General features: G+C 60.5%; 18 protein-coding genes and 1 pseudogene. 12 read left to right on the top strand and 7 right to left on the bottom strand.

Annotated features, from left to right (window positions below; translation table 11 throughout):
* Positions 1-77: 77 nt before the first annotated feature.
* Positions 78-548: a chemotaxis protein CheW gene (locus tag QMO82_RS15725; protein WP_085737779.1), complete on the bottom strand. Its 471-nt coding sequence runs from the start codon at positions 546-548 to the stop codon at positions 78-80.
* 320 nt (positions 549-868) lie between these two features.
* Here QMO82_RS15725 and QMO82_RS15720 point away from each other — a divergent pair, with 320 nt between their 5' ends.
* Complete coding sequence (locus QMO82_RS15720; protein WP_183608209.1) at positions 869-1,471, top strand: SCO family protein; 603 nt, start codon at positions 869-871, stop codon at positions 1,469-1,471.
* A gap of 68 nt (positions 1,472-1,539) precedes the next feature.
* Positions 1,540-2,418 carry a 50S ribosomal protein L11 methyltransferase gene (locus QMO82_RS15715; RefSeq protein WP_183608210.1) on the top strand — a complete coding sequence of 293 codons (879 nt, stop codon included), beginning with the start codon at positions 1,540-1,542 and terminating at the stop codon, positions 2,416-2,418.
* A gap of 434 nt (positions 2,419-2,852) precedes the next feature.
* Here QMO82_RS15715 and QMO82_RS15710 read toward each other — a convergent pair whose 3' ends face one another.
* A complete protein-coding gene (locus tag QMO82_RS15710) occupies positions 2,853-3,026 on the bottom strand; it encodes a hypothetical protein (RefSeq protein WP_183608211.1) in 174 nt (57 codons plus the stop codon).
* 279 nt (positions 3,027-3,305) lie between these two features.
* Between QMO82_RS15710 and QMO82_RS15705 the strand changes: the two genes are divergently transcribed.
* A complete protein-coding gene (locus QMO82_RS15705; protein WP_183608212.1) occupies positions 3,306-5,141 on the top strand; it encodes an aminopeptidase P family protein in 1,836 nt (611 codons plus the stop codon).
* Between the two features lie 31 nt (positions 5,142-5,172).
* Here the strand turns inward: QMO82_RS15705 and QMO82_RS15700 are convergent, their stop codons facing one another.
* Together QMO82_RS15700 and QMO82_RS15695 are read right to left on the bottom strand one after the other, a co-directional pair.
* Positions 5,173-5,481: an AzlD family protein gene (locus tag QMO82_RS15700; RefSeq protein WP_183608213.1), complete on the bottom strand. Its 309-nt coding sequence runs from the start codon at positions 5,479-5,481 to the stop codon at positions 5,173-5,175.
* 3 nt (positions 5,482-5,484) lie between these two features.
* Positions 5,485-6,216 carry an AzlC family ABC transporter permease gene (locus tag QMO82_RS15695; RefSeq protein ID WP_183608214.1) on the bottom strand — a complete coding sequence of 244 codons (732 nt, stop codon included), beginning with the start codon at positions 6,214-6,216 and terminating at the stop codon, positions 5,485-5,487.
* A gap of 132 nt (positions 6,217-6,348) precedes the next feature.
* On the opposite strand from QMO82_RS15695, the gene QMO82_RS15690 reads away from it, so the two are divergent.
* The gene (locus QMO82_RS15690) at positions 6,349-6,612 is read left to right on the top strand and encodes a DUF2164 domain-containing protein (RefSeq protein WP_183608215.1); all 264 of its coding nucleotides are present in this window, start codon (positions 6,349-6,351) and stop codon (positions 6,610-6,612) included.
* A gap of 72 nt (positions 6,613-6,684) precedes the next feature.
* Here the strand turns inward: QMO82_RS15690 and pncA are convergent, their stop codons facing one another.
* Together pncA and QMO82_RS15680 are read right to left on the bottom strand one after the other, a co-directional pair.
* Complete coding sequence (gene pncA, locus QMO82_RS15685) at positions 6,685-7,311, bottom strand: bifunctional nicotinamidase/pyrazinamidase (protein WP_183608216.1); 627 nt, start codon at positions 7,309-7,311, stop codon at positions 6,685-6,687.
* A 315-nt stretch (positions 7,312-7,626) separates the two neighbouring features.
* On the bottom strand, positions 7,627-8,127 hold the full coding sequence (locus QMO82_RS15680; RefSeq protein ID WP_183608217.1) for an EF-hand domain-containing protein: 501 nt from the start codon (positions 8,125-8,127) through the stop codon (positions 7,627-7,629).
* A 395-nt stretch (positions 8,128-8,522) separates the two neighbouring features.
* Here QMO82_RS15680 and QMO82_RS15675 point away from each other — a divergent pair, with 395 nt between their 5' ends.
* Entirely contained in the window at positions 8,523-8,870 is a 348-nt protein-coding gene (locus QMO82_RS15675) for a hypothetical protein (RefSeq protein WP_183608218.1), read from the top strand.
* Between the two features lie 39 nt (positions 8,871-8,909).
* Here QMO82_RS15675 and QMO82_RS15670 read toward each other — a convergent pair whose 3' ends face one another.
* Positions 8,910-11,387, bottom strand: coding sequence for an ATP-dependent helicase (locus QMO82_RS15670; RefSeq protein ID WP_183608219.1), 2,478 nt, complete (start codon positions 11,385-11,387; stop codon positions 8,910-8,912).
* 230 nt (positions 11,388-11,617) lie between these two features.
* On the opposite strand from QMO82_RS15670, the gene QMO82_RS15665 reads away from it, so the two are divergent.
* The 7 genes and pseudogenes from QMO82_RS15665 (at position 11,618) to QMO82_RS15635 (ending at position 19,179) form a co-directional block, all read left to right on the top strand.
* Positions 11,618-12,094: a VOC family protein gene (locus QMO82_RS15665; RefSeq protein WP_183608220.1), complete on the top strand. Its 477-nt coding sequence runs from the start codon at positions 11,618-11,620 to the stop codon at positions 12,092-12,094.
* A 397-nt stretch (positions 12,095-12,491) separates the two neighbouring features.
* The gene (locus tag QMO82_RS15660; RefSeq protein ID WP_183608221.1) at positions 12,492-14,435 is read left to right on the top strand and encodes a PrkA family serine protein kinase; all 1,944 of its coding nucleotides are present in this window, start codon (positions 12,492-12,494) and stop codon (positions 14,433-14,435) included.
* A 12-nt stretch (positions 14,436-14,447) separates the two neighbouring features.
* Positions 14,448-15,722 (top strand): YeaH/YhbH family protein, encoded by a 1,275-nt coding sequence (locus QMO82_RS15655; protein WP_183608222.1) that lies wholly within the window; start codon positions 14,448-14,450, stop codon positions 15,720-15,722.
* Positions 15,719-17,269 carry a SpoVR family protein gene (locus QMO82_RS15650; protein ID WP_183608223.1) on the top strand — a complete coding sequence of 517 codons (1,551 nt, stop codon included), beginning with the start codon at positions 15,719-15,721 and terminating at the stop codon, positions 17,267-17,269. Before QMO82_RS15655 ends, QMO82_RS15650 begins: the two co-directional genes overlap by 4 nt.
* A gap of 124 nt (positions 17,270-17,393) precedes the next feature.
* Positions 17,394-17,653 (top strand): annotated as a pseudogene (locus QMO82_RS33830) (antitoxin); the annotation flags it as partial.
* Positions 17,654-17,660: 7 nt separating this feature from the next.
* On the top strand, positions 17,661-18,062 hold the full coding sequence (locus tag QMO82_RS15640) for a type II toxin-antitoxin system VapC family toxin (protein WP_210305768.1): 402 nt from the start codon (positions 17,661-17,663) through the stop codon (positions 18,060-18,062).
* Between the two features lie 178 nt (positions 18,063-18,240).
* Positions 18,241-19,179: an adenylate/guanylate cyclase domain-containing protein gene (locus QMO82_RS15635; protein ID WP_183608224.1), complete on the top strand. Its 939-nt coding sequence runs from the start codon at positions 18,241-18,243 to the stop codon at positions 19,177-19,179.
* The last annotated feature ends 226 nt before the right edge of the window (positions 19,180-19,405 follow it).

Below are 19,405 nucleotides of genomic sequence, written 5' to 3'. Positions count from 1 at the left end.
ATGCCGGCTTTACTCTCCACACAGAACAAAAAAGGCCCGAACGAGCCGGGCCTTCGAACTCCATTTTCCAATACGGCTCAAGCAGCCTGATTCAGCTCGTCGGCGATAACGGTGTCGAGGTTCAGGAAGCAGACCATGGTCTTTTCGAGCGCAACGATGCCGCGGCAGAAGGCGCGCTGGGCTTCTGGGATGATTTCCGGCGGCGGCTGCAGGTCTTCGCTCTTGATGGTCATCATGTCGGAAACCTGTTCGACCAGCAGGCCGACCAGCTTGCCGGCGATGTCGGTGACGATGATCGCCGAGCGCTCGGAGGGCTCGGTCATCTTCATGCCGAGGCGGCAGGCCATGTCGATGACGGGGATCACCGCGCCGCGCAGGTTGATGAGGCCCAGCACGTAGGGCGGGGTATGCGGCATCGGCGTCACCGGCGCCCAGCCGCGGATTTCGCGGATGGCCATGATGTCGATGCAAAATTCCTGATCGCCCAGATGGAACGAAACGATTTCGAGATAAGCACCGGACTGCTTGATGGCATTGTTGTTGTTCATGATCAGAATTCTTCCCAGTTGTCCCCAGTGGGAGCGGCGATGCGGAACCGCCGTTAAATATAGACGTGACCGCTTAAGTCTTTCCTAACGATATGTATTTTCGGATTTCCCGTCGCTCCAAAGGCAAGCTATTCAAACACCTGGCATTTTTGATCCGTGCAGATTCCTGAGGCCGGATTTCGTTGCTGTGGCGGTTTCTATCGGTGAGACAATTAATCACGGGTCAGAAAACATATTGTTGAATTGCGCGCCTTCGGTCGAGACTATAATCACGCCGGCAGGGGCGGGCGGCACATCCGCCTGGATCGAGGATCATGCCAATGAAGACATTCCGCATCGCCGTCTGGGCAAGTGTTCTGATACTTGCCGGGCTGCTTGGCGCGTTCAAGCTGTACCCGATGAAATCAAGGGACGTGGTGGCCGAACCGCCCTTCGGCGTGCCCTTCACGCTGGTCTCCCAAAGCGGACAGCCGATCACCGAAGAGGCGCTGCGCGGCAAGCCGACGGCGCTGTTCTTCGGCTTCACGCATTGCCCGGAAGTCTGCCCGACCACGCTTTTCGAGCTGAATGGCTGGATGGAGAAGGTCGATCCCAAAGGTGACAAGCTGCAGGCCTATTTCGTGACCGTCGATCCGGAGCGCGACACGCCCGAGATCATGAACGCGTATGTTTCCAACGTTTCCAAGCGGATCACCGGCATTTCAGGCGCGCCTGACAAAATCGCCGAGGTCATCAAGGGTTTCCGCGTCTACGCCAAGAAGGTGCCGGTCGACGAGAAGGATCCGAACGGCGACTATACGATGGATCACACCGCCTCGGTGTTCCTGCTCGATTCGGCCGGGCGGTTTTCCGGAACGATCGCCTATGGCGAAAACCCGGACACGGCGGTAAAGAAGCTGGAGAATCTCGTCAACAAGGGATGAGGGCTTGCGCATGACAGGGCGTCGGCTCGATCGGTGGCGGGCAACGGAAACGGGAAAGACCGCCTATCGTGAGTGAAATCCGCCTTTACGTGACGACGACCGAAAGCAAGGCCGAAGAGATCCTCGACCTACTGAGCGCGGTCTTCGGCGAAGAAGACTTCGCCATCGGCACCACCGAGATCGACGAGAAGAAGGATATCTGGGAAGCCTCCGTCTACATGATGGCCGAGGACGAGGCGGAGGTACGCTCCCGCATCGAGACGGCGTTGAAGACTGCCTTTCCCGATGCTCAGTTGCTGCGGGAGGTCATTCCCGACGTCGATTGGGTGGGGAAATCGCTGGAGGGGCTGAAGCCCGTCAGGGCAGGGCGCTTTCTGGTGCACGGCTCGCACGACCGCGATAAGGTCCGCCCCGGCGATATCGCCATCGAAATCGATGCCGGCCAGGCCTTCGGCACCGGCCATCACGGAACTACGGCAGGCTGCCTCGAGGTGATCGACGCCGTGGTGCGCTCGCGCCGCGTCCGCAATGCGCTCGATCTCGGCACCGGCAGCGGTGTGCTGGCGATTGCGGTCCGCAAGCTGAAGAACATTCCGGTGCTTGCCACCGACATCGATCCGATCGCGACCAAGGTCGCGGCAGAAAACGTGCGCCGCAATGGCATTGCCTCGGGCATTGTCACCCGAACCGCGCCGGGTTTCCATTCGACGGCCTTCTCCGAGCATGGCCCCTTCGATCTCGTCATCGCCAATATTCTTGCCCGGCCGCTGATCCGCATGGCGCCGAAGCTCGCGACGCATCTGGCACCCGGTGGATCGGTGATTCTTTCAGGCATCCTCGCCGCACAGCGCTGGAAAGTGATTGCCGCCTATAGCGGCGCGCGGCTTCGCCATGTCAGGACGATCTGGCGCAATGGCTGGGTGACGATCCACTTCGATCGGCCTTGACTTCTTTTGGAGTAGGGAGGCAGGAGGCTTGTCCTGCACCGCACGCCTTATTTGAGGTGGGACGTCTCCTCCACCTCACCTCATCCTGTACCTGTCATAGGAAGTCATCCACCGCGCGTCCGCGCGGTGGATGACTCCGTGACCCTGAAGAGAGTTTCCCGCGCCCAAGGACCTTGGCGCACTGGATCCCTGTGACGAGCACAGGGATGAGGGTGGGGAAAGGTCTGCGCGCCTATGGAAACGAAGCCGCTCCTTGCGCTGCCTGAAGACAAGAAAGCCTTTCCCAAAATAACAAAAAAGGCGGCGCCGAGGGCACCGCCTTGGACCGGTCTATCCGGTCAATGCCCGCGAGCTCAAGGGGAGGAGGCTCGAGCGGGCTCTACTGCATTCCAATAGGCCGGTCCGGGAGGGAGGAGACGGACCGGCTTTCAGACTCAGAACGCGTAGCTGGGGGCGCCCTTGTGGCGTGCGGCACGCTGGCCGGCGCCGAGCAGCTTGAGGCTGTCCTCATTCTGCGGGCGGCGGGCGCCGATCACGTGACGTACGGTCTGGCGTTCGCCAGCCTGCACCGGGCTGCTATATGCGAAGCGCGAGAGAGAGGCGGTCATTTCAAGAATTCCTTGTTTGCAGGTTCATCGCGAACCGTTCGATGGCGTCTATATAGCTATTCTGAAATGCGGAGGCAGAGGGTTTCGCTCATGGGAGCCATGCGGCTAATGCATAAAGCGTGCCAAATTAACTTTTGGCGTCACAGTTCTGTCAAAATCTTGAGCGGCCCCAGGGGTTTCGACTCGTTTCGTCGCTTTTTCTCCCCATCGGTTGAAATTTCGCTAACATGGTCGGCATCCCATTCACCGGATTCGTCTCAACCATTCGGGTTTTCCAGCATGTTCCAATCTTTCGAGGTCACCTCCACGCCGCATTTCGGCAGGGATCGCGTATCGGCGCTGCGCGCTGCTTTCGATTCGCTCGGCATTGACGCCTTCCTCGTGCCGCGCGCCGACGAGTTCAATGGCGAATATGTTCCGGCATGTTCGGAGCGCTTGGCATGGCTGACGGGCTTCACCGGTTCGGCCGGCATTGCGCTGATCCTGCGCACGCAGGCAATCGTCTTCGTCGACGGGCGCTATGTGACGCAGCTTGCCGAACAGGTCGACGGCTCGGTCTTTACAGGCGGCGACCTCGTCAACGAGCCGCCGCATCTCTGGCTGGCCGCAAACGGTGCCAGGGGCCTACGGCTCGGCATCGATCCCTGGCTGCATGCGGGTGCCGAGGTGCGCCGTCTTGAAAGGGCGGTTGCGGAAATCGGCGGGACGCTGGTATTCCTGCCGCACAATCCGCTCGACAGGCTCTGGAGCGACCGGCCGGCCGAACCGCTCGGTGCGGTCAGCATCCAGAACGTCGCGCAGGCCGGCGTGCTGGCGAGCGACAAAATCGCGACTGTTGCCGCCGACCTTTCGAAGAAGGACCTCGCAGCGGTGCTGATCGCCGATCCCTCCTCGGTCGCCTGGATCTTCAACATCCGTGGCGCCGACGTGCCGCACACGCCGCATCCGCTGGCGCGCGCCATCATCCATGCCGATGGGCGGGCGGAACTCTTCCTCGACAAGCGCAAGACCGGCATCGAGCCGGAAGCCTATCTCGGGCAGATCTGCACGCAGTTGCCGCCCTCGGCGCTGGAGGAGAGACTGGCTGCGGTTTCCAGGGACGGCGGCCGCATATTGATCGACCCCGATATCGCCTCCTATGCGCTGGCGGAGATCATCCGTAAGGCGGGCGGCGAAGTGGTGGAGGGCGCCGACCCCGCCAAGCTGCCGCGCGCGGTGAAGAACGACGTCGAAATCAACGGCTCGGCCGCGGCGCATCTGCAGGACGGCGCGGCGATGGTGGAATTCCTCTATTGGCTGTCGCAGGAAAAACCCGGCACAGTGAGCGAAATCGCCGCCGCCGAACGTCTCGAAGCGACGCGCGCCCGCGTCGGTGAGAGCATGCAGAACCCGCTGAAGGACATATCCTTCGACACGATTTCGGGTGCGGGCGAACACGCGGCGATCATGCATTACCGGGTGACGACCGAGACCAACCGGATGATCGAGGCCGGGGAACTCTTCCTGATCGATTCCGGCGCGCAATATATCAACGGCACGACCGACATCACCCGCACCGTCGGCATCGGCGCTGTCTCCGAGGAGCATCGGCGCTTCTTCACGCTGGTGTTGAAGGGGATGATTGAGATCAGCACGGCGCGTTTCCCGAAGGGCACGCGCGGCTGCGACCTCGATCCGCTGGCGCGCATCGCGCTGTGGCGGGCAGGGGCCGATTTCGCCCATGGCACCGGCCACGGCGTCGGCTCTTATCTCTCCGTGCACGAAGGGCCGCAGCGCATCTCCAGGCTTTCGACGCAGGAATTGCTGCCCGGCATGATCCTCTCGAACGAACCCGGCTACTACCGGCCCGGCAGCTTCGGCATCCGCATCGAGAATCTGGTCTATGTGCGCGGCGCCGAGGAGATCGAGGGCGGTGACGCGGCGATGCTCGGCTTCGAGACGCTGACCTTCTGCCCGATCGACCGCAGCCTCGTCATTCCGGAGCTTCTGACCCATGACGAGCTGCACTGGTTCAACGACTATCACCATCGCACATGCGAGGCGCTGATGCCGCTGATCCACGACCACGACGTGAGGGCGTGGCTCGAAAACGCGACGCTGCCGCTGGAATATTGAAAAGGGCGTCGACGAGCCGGCACCGTCGCGCTCAGGCGCCGATCGTGTGGCGCCAGGTCATGACGACGATCCAGGCTGCGACCAGCATCCATGTATGCGAAACGCGCAGGCCGACGAAGAGGGCGACGATCAGCGCCAGTTTCGATTCCCAGCCGCCGATAAAGAAGGCGGGGGCGACCAGCGTCGTCAGCACGGCGGCCGGCACGGCATTCAGCGCCGCCTCCATGCGCGGCGGAATGCTCTTCATCCGGGTGATGAGGATGTAGCCGCCGATGCGGGTGGCGAAGGTGGCGACTGCCGCGGCAATGATGACGAGCGCCATGTGAAGATCGAATTCCATGGCTCAGACCTCGTGCACTTCGGATTGCAGGGCGCCGGCTTCGAGATCAGGCGCTTGCGGCGGCAATGGCAGCAGGGCGGCAAGCACGATGCCGGCGGCCGCACCCAGGCTGACATGCCAGGGCGAGCCGACATAGCGATAGGCGAGCACGGAGGCCACGGCGCTGACGAGCGCCACGGGCAGAAAACTGTCGCGCTTGCGGAAACCAAGGACGATGCCGAGGAAATAGGCCGGCAGCAGGATATCCAGGCCGATCGCCTTGGGATCGCCGATGAAACCGCCGAGCAAACCGCCGGCGACGCTGGTCAGTATCCAGGGGACGTAGATGATAATGGCGAAGCCGAAATACCAAGCGAAGCTCACCGGCAGGCCGGACTCGCCGCGTTTCACCGCTGCGGCAAATTGCGGATCGACGAGCAGGAAGAAGGTGAAGAATTTCTGGACCGGCGTGAACTGGCCGATATAGCGGGCCATCGCCGCCGAATAGAGCACATGGCGGAAATTGACGGCGAGGATCGACAGCACGATCAGCCAGGCATGGACATTATGGCCGAAGAGTTCGATGCCGACCATCTGGCTGGCGCCGGCATAGACGGTGGCGCTCATGAAGGCGGCCTCGGAGAGCGACATGCCGTTTTCGACGGCGAGCGCTCCGAACAGGGCGCCAAAGGGCGCCGATGCCAGCGCAACGGCAAAGCCGCCCCGCAAACCTTCAACAAAGTCGGCGCGATTCATGCGATCTTGTCCAGTTGGAATTCAGGTTTCCCTTATGGTCTATGGCTTGCAACGGCAATTGAATTTCCTTGATTGACCAATCGATTTCGCTGAACCATCAAAATCCCGAGCGCATTCGGCCAAGAGGAAACCATGAAGAAGATCGAATTTTCCAAGGAAGCGAAGGCGGCGATCGTTTCAAGCATCCGCCGCTATTTCGAGGCGGAGCTCGACCAGCCGATTGGCGCGCTGCCGGCGGAGTTCCTGCTCGATTTCTTCGCAGACGAGATCGGCGCCCATTATTACAATCAGGGTCTTCGCGATGCGCATGCCGCCCTTCTCAGGAAGATGGAGGACCTGGCGGAAGACATCTATCTGTTGGAGCGCGAGGAGAAGAACAAGGGCACTGCTGCATAGGTTACAGCATTCCCTGCGACGGGACGTAGAATTTGATTCATGCAATGCGCTTTAAGTCATTGTTTTCGTGAATCAGCCGGCCAGGACCTCAGCGCTATCGACGATCGCGATGCCGTGCGCCCGCATCTCCTCAATCGCGGCGGCGACGCCTTCGGGGGTGATGCCGCGGCTTGCATCCTTGATGAAGCGTACGCGGACATCGGGCATCATCTCCAATGCGTCGAGCGCGGAGAACTTGACGCAATAATCGGTCGCCAGCCCACAGATATCGAGATCGGTGACGCCCTGGTCGGTGAGGAAATCGGACAGGCCTGTCGAGGCATCGCGGTCATTGTCGCGGAAGGCCGAATAGCTGTCGATATGGGGATGCTCGCCCTTCTGCTGGATCAGGTCGATCTCTTCGGATTTGAGCGCGGGATGCAATTCGGCATCAAGCGTTCCCTGAACGCAGTGGTCGGGCCACATCATTTGCGGCTTGCCCGAGAGTTCGCCGATCTCGAAGGGAACGGCACCCGGATGGGCAGAGGCGAAGCTGCCATGGCCAGGCGGATGCCAGTCCTGCGAGGCGACGATCAGGTCGTATTTGCCGCTGTCGATCAGGCTGTTGGCGATGGGAACCACTTTGTCGCCATCCGGCACCGGCAGATTGCCGCCCGGGCAAAAGCCATTCTGAATATCGACGAGCAGCAGCGCTTTCATCAAGGCCAATCCCTTCGCTTATTTCAGTGTAAGACGCCAAGCACATTGAACGCATCAACTAGTGAATTTCCGGGAGCGCACATGCAAGTGCTAATTCTGGCGCCAGCGGTAGCAAGCGGCTGAAAAAGCATATCCTAATGCAATCATTGAGAGAATCCGGAGGTTCTCGTGTTGAAATGGACGGCAATGATGCGGGGTCGCGGGTAGATGCCAGCCGGCAGAGGCGGCGATCGCAGTCAAACTCGGCTGCCCGACAAGGCGCTTTTCGCAGATCGATGGATCGAGGCTCCCCCGGCGGAGCCTCATCTCAGCCGGTCAGGCCGCAGCCACGTCGTCGGTTGCCGTATCGGCCGCCACAGCGGAAGAGCCGTAGGTATTGTGGTAGGCCTGAAGGGCCGTCTGCATATCGCTCAACACCTTGGTGAGGAGCGGATCGCTGTCGCCTGACGTTTTGATGCTGCTCGTATCGGCGGCGAGGAATTCGGACTCGGTCAACTTGCCGTCGCCATTCGTATCCATCGAGGCGAAGACGCCCTTGGAAGAGTCGCCGCTCTGATCGCTGCCCTCACTCTGATCATCGCTGCCGTCGGTCTTCTGCAGGGACAGCATCAGCGATAGGATGTCGGCGGTGATCTTCTTGACGATATCGCTGCTCTTGTCGTCGCTGTCGCCGGTCGAGGCCGTGCTTGCTGTCGGGGACTGCGAAGCGGCGGCGAGTTCGTCCGGCGAAATCACGCCGTCGCCATTTTTGTCGAGGCTGGAAAGCGGAGACTGGTACTGGGTCAATGTGCTGCCGAGAGATGAAACACTGGTCACTTGAACCTCCTTCGAAAAGTTCGTCGTGAAACCCGCCTTTCATGGGTGGGCAGCCTCCGGGCTAAGCTGATTTGCGGAAAGCGTCAAAGCGACGTTTTGACAGGGAAGAAGTGCGATTGACGAGGCGGGGCAACGCACGTTAACCTTTCGGTTACCAAAATCATTTCATTGAAAATATTGGATTTTATGAACGCCGGTATGTTCTGGCGCGCGCGAATTATGCCGTTTATCGGATGAGATCGCGCCGGCGCGGCTGGCGGAACGAGCGGCGGCGGATGCGGCCTGCTTCGTGCTGCTGCGGCATTTCGTCCATCTGCTCGGCAGGCGATGCCGGATCGATCTTGCTCGCGGCCGCGATTTCTGCCTTTCTTGCCTCAGAAGCGGGAAGAGAAGCAATGTCCGAGCCCGGGCCAGACGAAAAGATCGATGCGACGTTCCGCAACGGATCGCTGACGGCGACCGGGATCATTCTCGGTTTTTCCCTCAACTTCATCAGTCTTTGGGTCTCCAATCCCAATGACTGGAGCCGCATCGACCTGCTGCCGATGTCCTTCCTGACCGTCGGCATCGTCATTCAGGTGAAGGTGTTTGCCGATCTTTTGGCGCGCGACTCGCTGCTTGCCGTCAAATATGATCGATCGCGGCGGCTCTTCCTGATCGGATTGAGCATCGTCGCCGCGGGAATGGGCATCGCTCTGATGAATGATATTCTTGGTCTCGGAAGCATGCGGATGCTCGGGTGAAGGTTTAGGAGGCGAGGCCTGCATGCCGGCCGCCTGATATCACACGCGCTCGACGAACCCGTCCAAGACGCGCTTCTGCCCCGCACGGTCGAACTCGATCGTCAGCTTGTTACCTTCGATGCCGGTGATGTTGCCGTTGCCGAATTTCAGGTGGAACACGCGGTCGCCGAGGGTGAACCTCGACGGTTCCGACGAGGTCGATTTCGCCACCAGCTCGCCTTCGATCGTGCGCCCTTTCGGGCCGCTTTCGCCGTAGCCGATGCGTTCGACCGCATGGCCGGAGCGGCTGCCCCAATTGTCGCGGGTGGCGTCGGTCTTGTTGGCCTGGGCGCGTTTCCAGCCGGGCGTGGAATAGGAATTGGCGAAGGGTTCGGCCTTGTCGAAGCGCGACTGGCCGTAGCCGCCGCGGCCGTAACCGCCGTAGCTCTGCTCCATCTCGGCGACCTCGACATGAGTTTCCGGCAGTTCGTCGAGGAAACGCGAGGGCAGGGTCGATTGCCAGAGGCCGTGGATGCGGCGGTTGGAGACGAACCAGATGTGGCAGCGATGCTTGGCGCGGGTGATGCCGACATAGGCGAGGCGGCGTTCTTCCTCCAGGCCGGCGCGGCCGCTCTCATCCAGCGAGCGCTGGTGCGGGAAGAGGCCTTCTTCCCAGCCGGGTAGGAAGACGGTGTCGAATTCCAGGCCCTTGGCCGAGTGCAGCGTCATGATCGAAACGGCGTCGAGGTTCTCGTTAGTCTCGGCATCCATGACGAGGGAGACGTGTTCGAGGAAGCCGCGCATCGACTCGAAGCTTTCCATCGAGCGGATGAGTTCCTTCAAGTTTTCGAGGCGGCCGGGGGCTTCGGCGCTCTTGTCGTTCTTCCACATGTCGGTATAGCCGGACTCTTCGAGGATCTGCTCGGCAAGTTCGGTATGGGGTGTGTTTTCAAGCAGTTCCTGCCATCGGCGGAAAGATTGTATCACATCGAAGAGGGCTTTGCGCGCCTTCGGCTTCAGCTCGTCGGTTTCGATGATGTCGGCGGCGGCGGCAAGCATAGGGATATCGCGGGCGCGCGCATAGTCGTGCAGCGCGCGCACCGTCGTATCGCCGAGGCCGCGCTTCGGCGTGTTGATGATGCGTTCGAAGGCGAGATCGTCGGAGGCTTGAGCGACCAGCCGGAAATAGGCCATAGCATCGCGGATTTCCAAGCGCTCGTAGAAGCGCGGGCCGCCGATGACGCGGTAATTGAGCCCGAGGGTGACGAAGCGGTCTTCGAACTCGCGCATCTGGAAGGAGGCGCGCACGAGGATCGCCATGTCGTTCAAGAGATGCTTGTTCCGCTGGAGTTGCTCGATCTCCTCGCCGATGGCGCGCGCTTCCTCCTCCGAATCCCAGGAGGCGTGGACCTGCACCTTGACGTCGTCGGGATCGGAGCGATCGGTGAACAGCGTCTTGCCAAGCCGGCCTTCATTATGGGCGATCAGATGGGCGGCAGCGCCGAGGATATGTTCGGTCGAGCGGTAGTTGCGCTCGAGCTTGATAACCTTGGCGCCGGGGAAGTCCTTCTCGAAGCGCAGGATATTGTCGACCTCGGCGCCGCGCCAGCCATAGATCGACTGGTCGTCGTCACCGACACAGCAGACGTTCTGCGGCTCGCCCTTGGCGCGCTGGGCCAGCAGCCTCAGCCACATATATTGGGCGGTGTTGGTGTCCTGGTACTCGTCGACGAGGATATAGCGGAAGCGGCCGTGATATTCCTTCAGGAGATCCGGATTCTTGCGGAAGATCGCGATCGGATGCATCAGCAGGTCGCCGAAGTCGCAGGCGTTCAGTGTCGTCAGGCGCGCCTGATAGGCAAAATAGAGATCGCGGCCGCGGCCATTGGCAAAGGCGCGGGCGTCGCCCTCGGGAATATCGGCGGGGCCGAGCCCCTTGTTTTTCCAGGTGTCGATCATGCCGGCGAACTGCTTGGCTGGCCAGCGCTTGTCGTCGAGGCCTTCGGCCTGGATCAGCTGCTTGATCAGGCGGACGACGTCGTCGGTATCGAGAATGGTGAAATCGGAACGCAGCCCGACGAGTTCGCCGTGGCGGCGCAGCAGCTTGACGCCGATCGAGTGGAAAGTGCCGAGCCAGGGCATGCCTTCGACGGCGCCGCCGACGAGCAGCGCGATGCGCTCCTTCATCTCGCGGGCCGCCTTGTTGGTGAAGGTGACGGCGAGAATCTGCGAGGGAAAGGCGCGGCCTGTATTGAGGATATGGGCGATGCGGGTGGTCAGCACCCGCGTCTTGCCCGTGCCGGCGCCGGCAAGCACGAGCACCGGGCCTTCCAGCGTTTCGACGGCTTCGGTCTGTTCCGGGTTCAGCCCGGCGAGATAATCCGGCCGCTTGCCGCCGTCACGGGCCGCCATGGCGCGCGCAGCAATGCCGCCACCGGCGGGCGCTCTTCCGGCGGGGGGGGCAGGAGGCTGCGGCTTGCGCGCCATCTCGCCCGGCTCTTCGTCGAAAAAGGGAATATCGTCGAAACTATTGCTCATGGCGCGTAATGTAGTGATTCGGGAAGGAAAGACCAGAAAAGATGTTCTGCTTTCATTCCCGAACTGCCGCAATCCCAAGGGGTTTCCCCAGGCTCGGAAGTCGCGGCTGTGACGTCCATAGAGCGGAGGCGGCTGAAAAAACCTGATGCAGCCTGTCGGAGCCGATCCACGTCGGCCGTCCTTGGATCATGGGACAACGTCCGGATCAACCATCAACAAGGAGGCTGTTCATGCCGAAGGTCGTTTCAAATCTGTGGTTTGCGGAGGAAGCCCGCGAAGCCGTCGCATTCTACGTGTCGATCATTCCGAATTCCAAGATCGACCGCACCACTATATTGCCGGCGGAAACGCCGAGCGGGCCTCCCGGCAGCGTCGAGCTGATCGAGTTCACGCTTGGCGACCAGGCCTTCCTGGCGATGAAGGCCGGCCCGCTCGACAGCTTCAACCATTCCTTCTCGATCGCGATTCTTGTGGAAAACCAGGCCGAGATCGATCGGATATGGGGGGCATTCCTCGCCAATGGCGGCGCGCCGGAGGCCTGCGGCTGGCTTAGGGATCGCTGGGGTCTTTCCTGGCAGATCGTTCCGCGTATTCTTTCCGAAATGATCGCCGACAGCGACCGTGAACGGGCGAAGCGCGTGACCGAGGTGATGCTCGGCATGGTCAAGATCGATGTCGCTGCGCTGGAAAAGGCGTTCAATGGCTGAATCGGGTCGGCGGGCGCACGAATTGGCGGCGGCCGGGATGTGCCCGATTCCATCTGTCAGGGGCGGATCGGCACATGCTGTCCAGCATCGACTTTGCGCAGATTTGGTTGCCAATCGTCGATTTTTCGAGAGTTCGAATCACGGGCGACATTGCACACCCTTTTCATCTTTCTGTCACGTCGCGAAATGTGCTGATACCGCAATGGTGCTTTTTTCAACTATCATGAGAAACAGTTTCGTAGAGTAAAAATAACCGGTGCATGCACGTTTTTGTGCGTTGCAAGAAACGGCCGGTGAGCGTCGAATATACCTGCGAAATTATTGATTCTTAGGAACGTCGTAGCCATCTCGATGGTTATAGACTTTGAGCCTGCGGCATAACCTTACTGGAGGGCCCATGCTGAACGGATCCGTATTTGATGCGTTTACGCGCAGTTACGAAGCGCGCCGCGAAACCGATATGTCGGTGCAGGAGTATCTCGATCTCTGCAAAAAAGACCCGATCGCCTATGCCAATGCGACGGAGCGCCTGCTCGCCGCGATAGGCGAGCCGCAGATGGTCGACACCGCGAGGGATGCGCGCCTCGGCCGCATCTTCATGAACAGGACCATTCGGATCTATCCGGCCTTTGCCGGCTTCCACGGCATGGAAGAGACGATTGAACGCATCGTTTCCTTCTTCCGTCATGCCGCGCAGGGGCTGGAGGAGCGCAAGCAGATCCTCTACCTGCTCGGCCCGGTCGGTGGCGGCAAGTCGTCGCTGGCGGAGCGGTTGAAGCTCTTGATGGAAGTTCATCCGATCTATGTGCTGAAGGCGGGCGACGAGATCAGCCCCGTTTTCGAAAGTCCGCTCAACCTCTTCGATCCTGAGACGATGGGGTCGCTGCTCCAGGAGCAATACGGCATCCCGCTGCGGCGCCTGAACGGGCTGATGAGCCCCTGGTGCCTGAAGCGGCTCGACGACTTTGGCGGCGATATTTCCCGCTTCCGTGTCGTCAGAGTTCAGCCTTCGCGGTTGCGCCAGATCGCCATCGCCAAGACCGAGCCCGGAGACGAGAACAATCAGGATATCTCGTCGCTGGTCGGCAAGGTCGACATCCGCAAGCTGGAAACCTATTCCCAGAACGATCCCGATGCCTACAGCTATTCCGGTGGGCTCAACCGCGCCAACCAGGGCATCCTCGAATTCGTCGAGATGTTCAAGGCGCCGATCAAGATGCTGCATCCGCTGCTGACCGCGACGCAGGAGGGGAACTATATCGGCTCCGAGAATATCGGCGCCATACCCTTCTCGGGCATCGTGCTGGCGCATTCGAACGAAGCGGAATGGCAGACCTTCAAGGCCAACAAGAACAACGAGGCCTTCATCGACCGTATCTGCGTGATCAAGGTGCCCTATTGCCTGCGCGTGACGGAAGAGCAGAAGATCTACGAGAAGCTGATCGAGGGATCGGAACTCGCCAATGCGCCATGCGCCCCGGCGACGCTCGAAATGCTTGCCCGCTTCTCCGTGCTTTCACGCCTGCGCAAGCACGAGAATTCGACGTTCTTCTCGAAGATGCGCACCTATGACGGCGAGAGCCTGAAAGAAACCGATCCGCGCGCCCGCAGCGTTCAGGAATACCGGGATGCTGCCGGTATCGACGAGGGCATGGACGGCATATCGACCCGCTTCGCCTTCAAGGTGCTCGCTTCCACCTTCAACCACGACACCACGGATATCGGCGCCGATCCGGTTCACCTGATGTATGTGCTGGAGCAGTCGATCCGCCGCGAGCAGTTTTCCGACGACGTCGAGAAGCGCTATCTGGAATTCATCAAGGCCGATCTTGCGCCGCGTTACGCAGAGTTCATTGGCAATGAGATCCAGAAGGCCTATCTTGAATCCTATGCGGACTACGGACAGAATCTGTTCGACCGCTACGTCGATTATGCCGATGCCTGGATCGAAGATGTGGACTTCAAGGATCCCGATACCGGTCAGCTTCTCGACCGCGAGCTCCTCAATCAGGAACTGACGAAAATCGAAAAGCCGGCGGGAATCGCCAATCCGAAGGATTTCCGCAACGAAATCGTCAAGTTCTGCTTGAGATCGCGGGCAGCCAACGGCGGAAAGAATCCGTCATGGACCAGCTACGAGAAAATCCGGGAAGTCATCGAAAAGCGGATGTTTTCGCAGGTCGAGGATCTTTTGCCGGTCATTTCCTTCGGGTCGAAAAAGGATTCCGAAACGGAAAAGAAGCACAGCGAATTCGTCTCGCGCATGGCCGCGCGGGGTTACACCGAGAGGCAGGTTCGACGCCTTGTGGAATGGTACATGCGCGTCAAACAGGCAAGTTAATGCGGAGCCATTATGCACATTGTCGACCGGCGGCTAAATCCGCGCGGTAAAAGTCTGGAAAATCGGCAGCGGTTCCTTCGACGCATGAAGGGCGCCGTGCAGCAGGCGGTGAAACGCTCGCTGCAAAACCGCAACATCCGCGACGTGCTCGACGGCGGGGAGATCAGCCTGCCGATCGATGGAATGGCCGAACCGAACTTGCGACGGGGCGGCGGCGGCATCCGCGATCACATCCTGCCTGGAAACAGGGCCTTCGTCGAAGGCGACATCCTTCCTCGCCCGCCGGGGAGCCGGGGCGGGAAACCCAAGGATGCGGGCGAAGGCGACGGTGAGGACGGCTTCCGTTTCGTGCTGACGCGCGAAGAATTCCTAGACGTGTTCCTCGACGATCTGGAACTGCCGGACCTTGCCAAGCGGCGGCTAGCCGAAACCGAGGAGGAAACGCCGTTCCGGGCCGGCTATTCCGTCTCCGGATCGCCGTCCAACATTGCCGTCGGTCGCACGACGAAGCTCGCGATGATGCGCCGTGTTGCGCTTCACCGCCCGCGCCGCGAAGAGATCGAAGCGCTGCAGCGGCAGATCGAGGAATGCGAGGACGACGAGAGCCGCCTGCTGCTTGAGGCAAAACTCAAATCCCTGACGGATAAAAGCCGACGCATTCCCTATATCGATCCGCTCGACGTCAGATATCGCCGTTTCGAAAACGAGCCGAAGCCCGTGGCAAAGGCTGTGATGTTCTGCCTGATGGACGTGTCCGGCTCCATGTCGGAACACATGAAGGACCTGGCGAAGCGGTTCTACCTGCTGCTCTATCTCTTCCTGTCGAAGCGCTACAAGAAAGTGGAGATCGTCTTCATCCGCCATACCGACAGGGCCGAGGAGGTCGACGAGGAAACTTTCTTCTACGGTCCTGCAACGGGCGGCACATTGGTATCCAGCGCCCTTGCTGCGATGCGGGCGATCATCGCGGCGCGTTTCGATCCGGCTGAGTGGAACATCTATGGCGCCCAGGCCTCGGACGGCGACAACGCCCATTCGGACGGAAACCTGACCGGCCAGCTGGTGCGCGAGATTTTGCCGCTGTGCCAGTATTTCGCCTATATCGAGGTCGGGGAAGAAGGCGGCGATTCCTCGGTATCCCGTTCGCCTCTCTGGATGCTCTATGACGGGATCCGGTCCGAACCGCTGCCGCTCTCGATACGCAAGGTCTGCCGGCGAAGCGAGATATTTCCGGTTTTCCACGATCTCTTCCAGAAACGTGAAGCCCAGTCGAAGGTAACGCCATGACCACGATGCTGAGGTCGAAAGAGCTGCTTCTGTTCGAAGGTGCCGATTGGGACTTTTCAACGCTGCAGCGGATCCACGACGCCTGCGAGGCAATCGCGCTCGGTGAACTCGGCCTCGACGTCTACCCGAACCAGATCGAAGTCATCACCTCCGAACAGATGCTGGATGCCTATTCCTCCACAGGCATGCCGCTCTTCTACCGCCATTGGTCCTTCGGCAAGCACTTTGCCCATCACGAAGCCTTCTACCGCCGCGGCATGCGCGACCTTGCCTATGAGATCGTCATCAACAGCTCGCCCTGCATCTCCTACCTGATGGAGGAGAATACGGCGACGATGCAGACGCTCGTCATCGCACATGCGGCTTTCGGCCATAACCACTTTTTCAAGAACAACTATCTCTTCAAGCTCTGGACCGACGCGGAAGGCATCCTCGATTACCTCGATTTCGCCAAGGGTTATATCTCACGCTGCGAGGAACGTTATGGAGAGGTGGCCGTCGAGCGCACGCTCGACGCGGCGCATGCGCTGATGTCGCACGGGGTGCATCGATATGCCGGCAAGAACACGCTCGACCTGCGCCAGGAGGAGAAGCGGCTACAAGAGCGCCGCGCCCACGAAGAGCAGATGTTCAACGATCTGTGGCGCACGGTTCCCGTCGGCAAGGCCAAGAAGGCGGGCGACATCGGTCTCGAAAAGCGCCGCGCCGCCCTCGGCCTTCCGCAGGATAACATCCTGTATTTTCTCGAGAAGACGGCGCCGCGGCTGCAGCCGTGGCAGCGCGAAATCCTTCGCATCGTCCGGCATGTCGCGCAATATTTCCATCCCCAGCGGCAGACCAAAGTGATGAATGAGGGAACCGCCACGTTCGTCCACTACCAGATCATGAACCGGCTGCACGAACGCGGACAGATTAGCGACGGCAACTTCCTCGAATTCCTGAAGTCGCATGCCAATGTCGTGTTCCAGCCGAATTACGACGACCGCCGCTTCTCGGGCTTCAATCCCTATGCGCTCGGTTTTGCAATGATGCAGGACATCGAGAGGATCGTGAAGACACCGACGGAAGAGGATCGCGCGTGGTTCCCCGATATCGCCGGACGCGGCGATGCGATGGGTGTCCTGCGTGACGTCTGGGCCAATTACCGGGACGAAAGTTTCATCAGCCAGTTCCTGAGCCCCAACCTGATCCGGCAGCTGCGGCTGTTCCATCTCTACGACGATCCGGAACAGACCGAGGGAGTGCTCGTTTCGGCGATTCACAACGAGCGCGGCTATCTCCGCATTCGCCGCCAGCTCTCTCGCGAATACGATATCGGCTGGACCGATCCGGCAATCGATATCGTCGATGTCGACCTTGCCGGGGACCGGCGTCTGTTGCTGCAGCACATCGTCGTGAATGGCTGCTATCTCCAGGAAGACGATACGAAGCTTGTCCTGCAACATCTCGCCGATCTCTGGGGCTACGACGTCTTGCTTCAGGAAATCGACAGTTCCAGCACGGTGGCGAGAGAACACACGGCGAGCCCGCGCAAGATCGTGCAGTGATCCAGCGTTTTTCTTGAAGTGTAGGATTTGGAAGGCTCGGGAGCCGATGGCGGGCCGGGGAAGGTCTTGCTTGCTTCCTGCTGGCGGTATGTATCATGATAGCTATCGCAATGCGGAGGCTATCGTGGCATCGAAAACGGCCAAGATTTTTACGACCGGCCGCAGCCAGGCGGTGCGGCTCCCTGCGGAGTTCCGCTTCGAGGAGAGCGAGGTGTTCGTTCGTCGCGATCCGAAGACCGGCGATGTCATATTATCGCGCAAGCCGGATTCATGGGATGGCCTTTTCGAACTCCATGGGAGAGATCAGGTTCCGGACGATTTCATGGGGCCGGCCGATCGCAGCCAGCCTTCGCAGGATCATGATCCTGCGAAGGCTGGAGGGACGGCGTGGATGCTCGACACCAATATCGCCAGCCATGTCATCAAAGGCGATCGGCCGGAGATCCTTAAAAGGCTGGCGGCGCTTCCGATGGACGAGATCGTCATCTCATCGGTCACGGAAGGGGAGTTGCTCTACGGTCTTGCCAAGCGTGGCTATCCGAAGGCGCTATCCGAGCGGGTCAGGCAATTCCTCCTCAGGGTCGATGTTCTCCCCTGGGATCACGACGTCACGCGAGCCTATGGCGATCTGCGCGCTGCTTGCGAAGCCAAAGGCGTGGCTCTGGCGTCCCTCGAGATGATGATTGCCGCCCACGCCGTCGCGACTGCCGCAACCCTCGTTACACGCGACCAGGCTTTTGCCCGCGTTTCGGAGCCTTTGAAGCTCGATGACTGGGCGAATGAAGGAAGTTGAATCGTCCCGGCCGCCTCGCATACCCGGAAAACGCGGGTCGACGATCAGCAATTATCGGTGGCAACGAACACAAAGGCTTAGTAACTTACCGCCGTTGCAAGCGCCTACGATCTCCTATCGACCAGTTTCAACCTTTGCAGCGATCTTTCCGGGACCGATAGCGCGGAGACGAGAGACCATGAGTGACACGCGGCGCAAGCTGACGACGATCTTCTGTGCTGACGTGCAGGACTATACCCGGCTGATGGGGGCTGACGAGGAGGGGACGCTTGCGGCGCTGAAGCGCTGCCGGGAGGCGATGGGGCGGCTGATCGAAAGCCATGGCGGCCGCGTCATCAATACCTGGGGCGATGGGCTGATCGCCGATTTCCCGAGCGTGGTCGAAGCGGTGCGCGCGGCCGTCGACACCCAGAACGAACTGGCGGGCTTCAACGCCCGCCGCCCGGCCGACGGGCGCATGCTCTTTCGCATCGGCATCAATCTCGGCGACGTGATCGTCGAAGGCGACGATCTTTATGGCGACGGCGTCAATATTGCGGCACGGTTGCAGGCCTCGGCTGCGGCCGGCGGCATCGTCATATCCAGCACCGTTTACGACCAGGTCCGCAATAAGGTGGCGGTCGGTTTCGAGTTTCTCGGGCCGCTGATGGTGAAGAACGTCGATGAAGGCGTGCCGAGCTATGCGGTGAAGATCGGCGATGCCAGGGACGAGACGCCGCCTGCCGGAGGATACGGTCCGACGCGACCGCAGCCGCAGCCGCAGCCGCAGCCGCAGCCGATTATGCCGGGCGATATGGCCGAGGCAAGGCAGGCACCGGGCGGACGCAAGCTGTACGGCGTGCTCGGCGTCGTCGCCGCGGTTCTAATCGGCATCAATCTTCTATCGTGGCAGGGCGTTTTCTGGGCGCGCTTTCCGGTGCTTGCGCTTGCTGTCGTTGCGGCGCTCGCCTGGAACCGCGACCAGAGCCGGTTCAACCGCAAGATCACCTTGCTGGCGATCCTGGCGCTCGGCCTTGTCGGTATCAACCTTTTGACCTGGACGGGGCAGTTCTGGGCGGTATGGCCGATCCTCGGGATTGCGGCCGTCATGGGCCTGCGATGGTCGATGCGCCGATAGGCATCCAACCCGCATCGTCAGAGATTTGCCACCGCATCTCGCCCGAAAGCGGCGGCGTGAGTGTCCGTTCAAGCAAAAGTGCGCGACCGGGTTATTTCCATTCTTTGCTGATATTACAAATCGGTAATGCCGGCTGCTTATGCTTGCCGGTAAGCTGTAAACGCGCGATATTGTCGCATCAGACGGGGAATCTTGATCCCGCAGCGCCTCTTTCGACCGACCCTGG

This window comes from Rhizobium sp. BT04, from assembly GCF_030053135.1.
In the GTDB taxonomy this organism is placed as follows: Bacteria; Pseudomonadota; Alphaproteobacteria; order Rhizobiales; family Rhizobiaceae; genus Rhizobium; species Rhizobium binxianense.
This window is presented reverse-complemented; position numbering and strand designations above follow the sequence as displayed.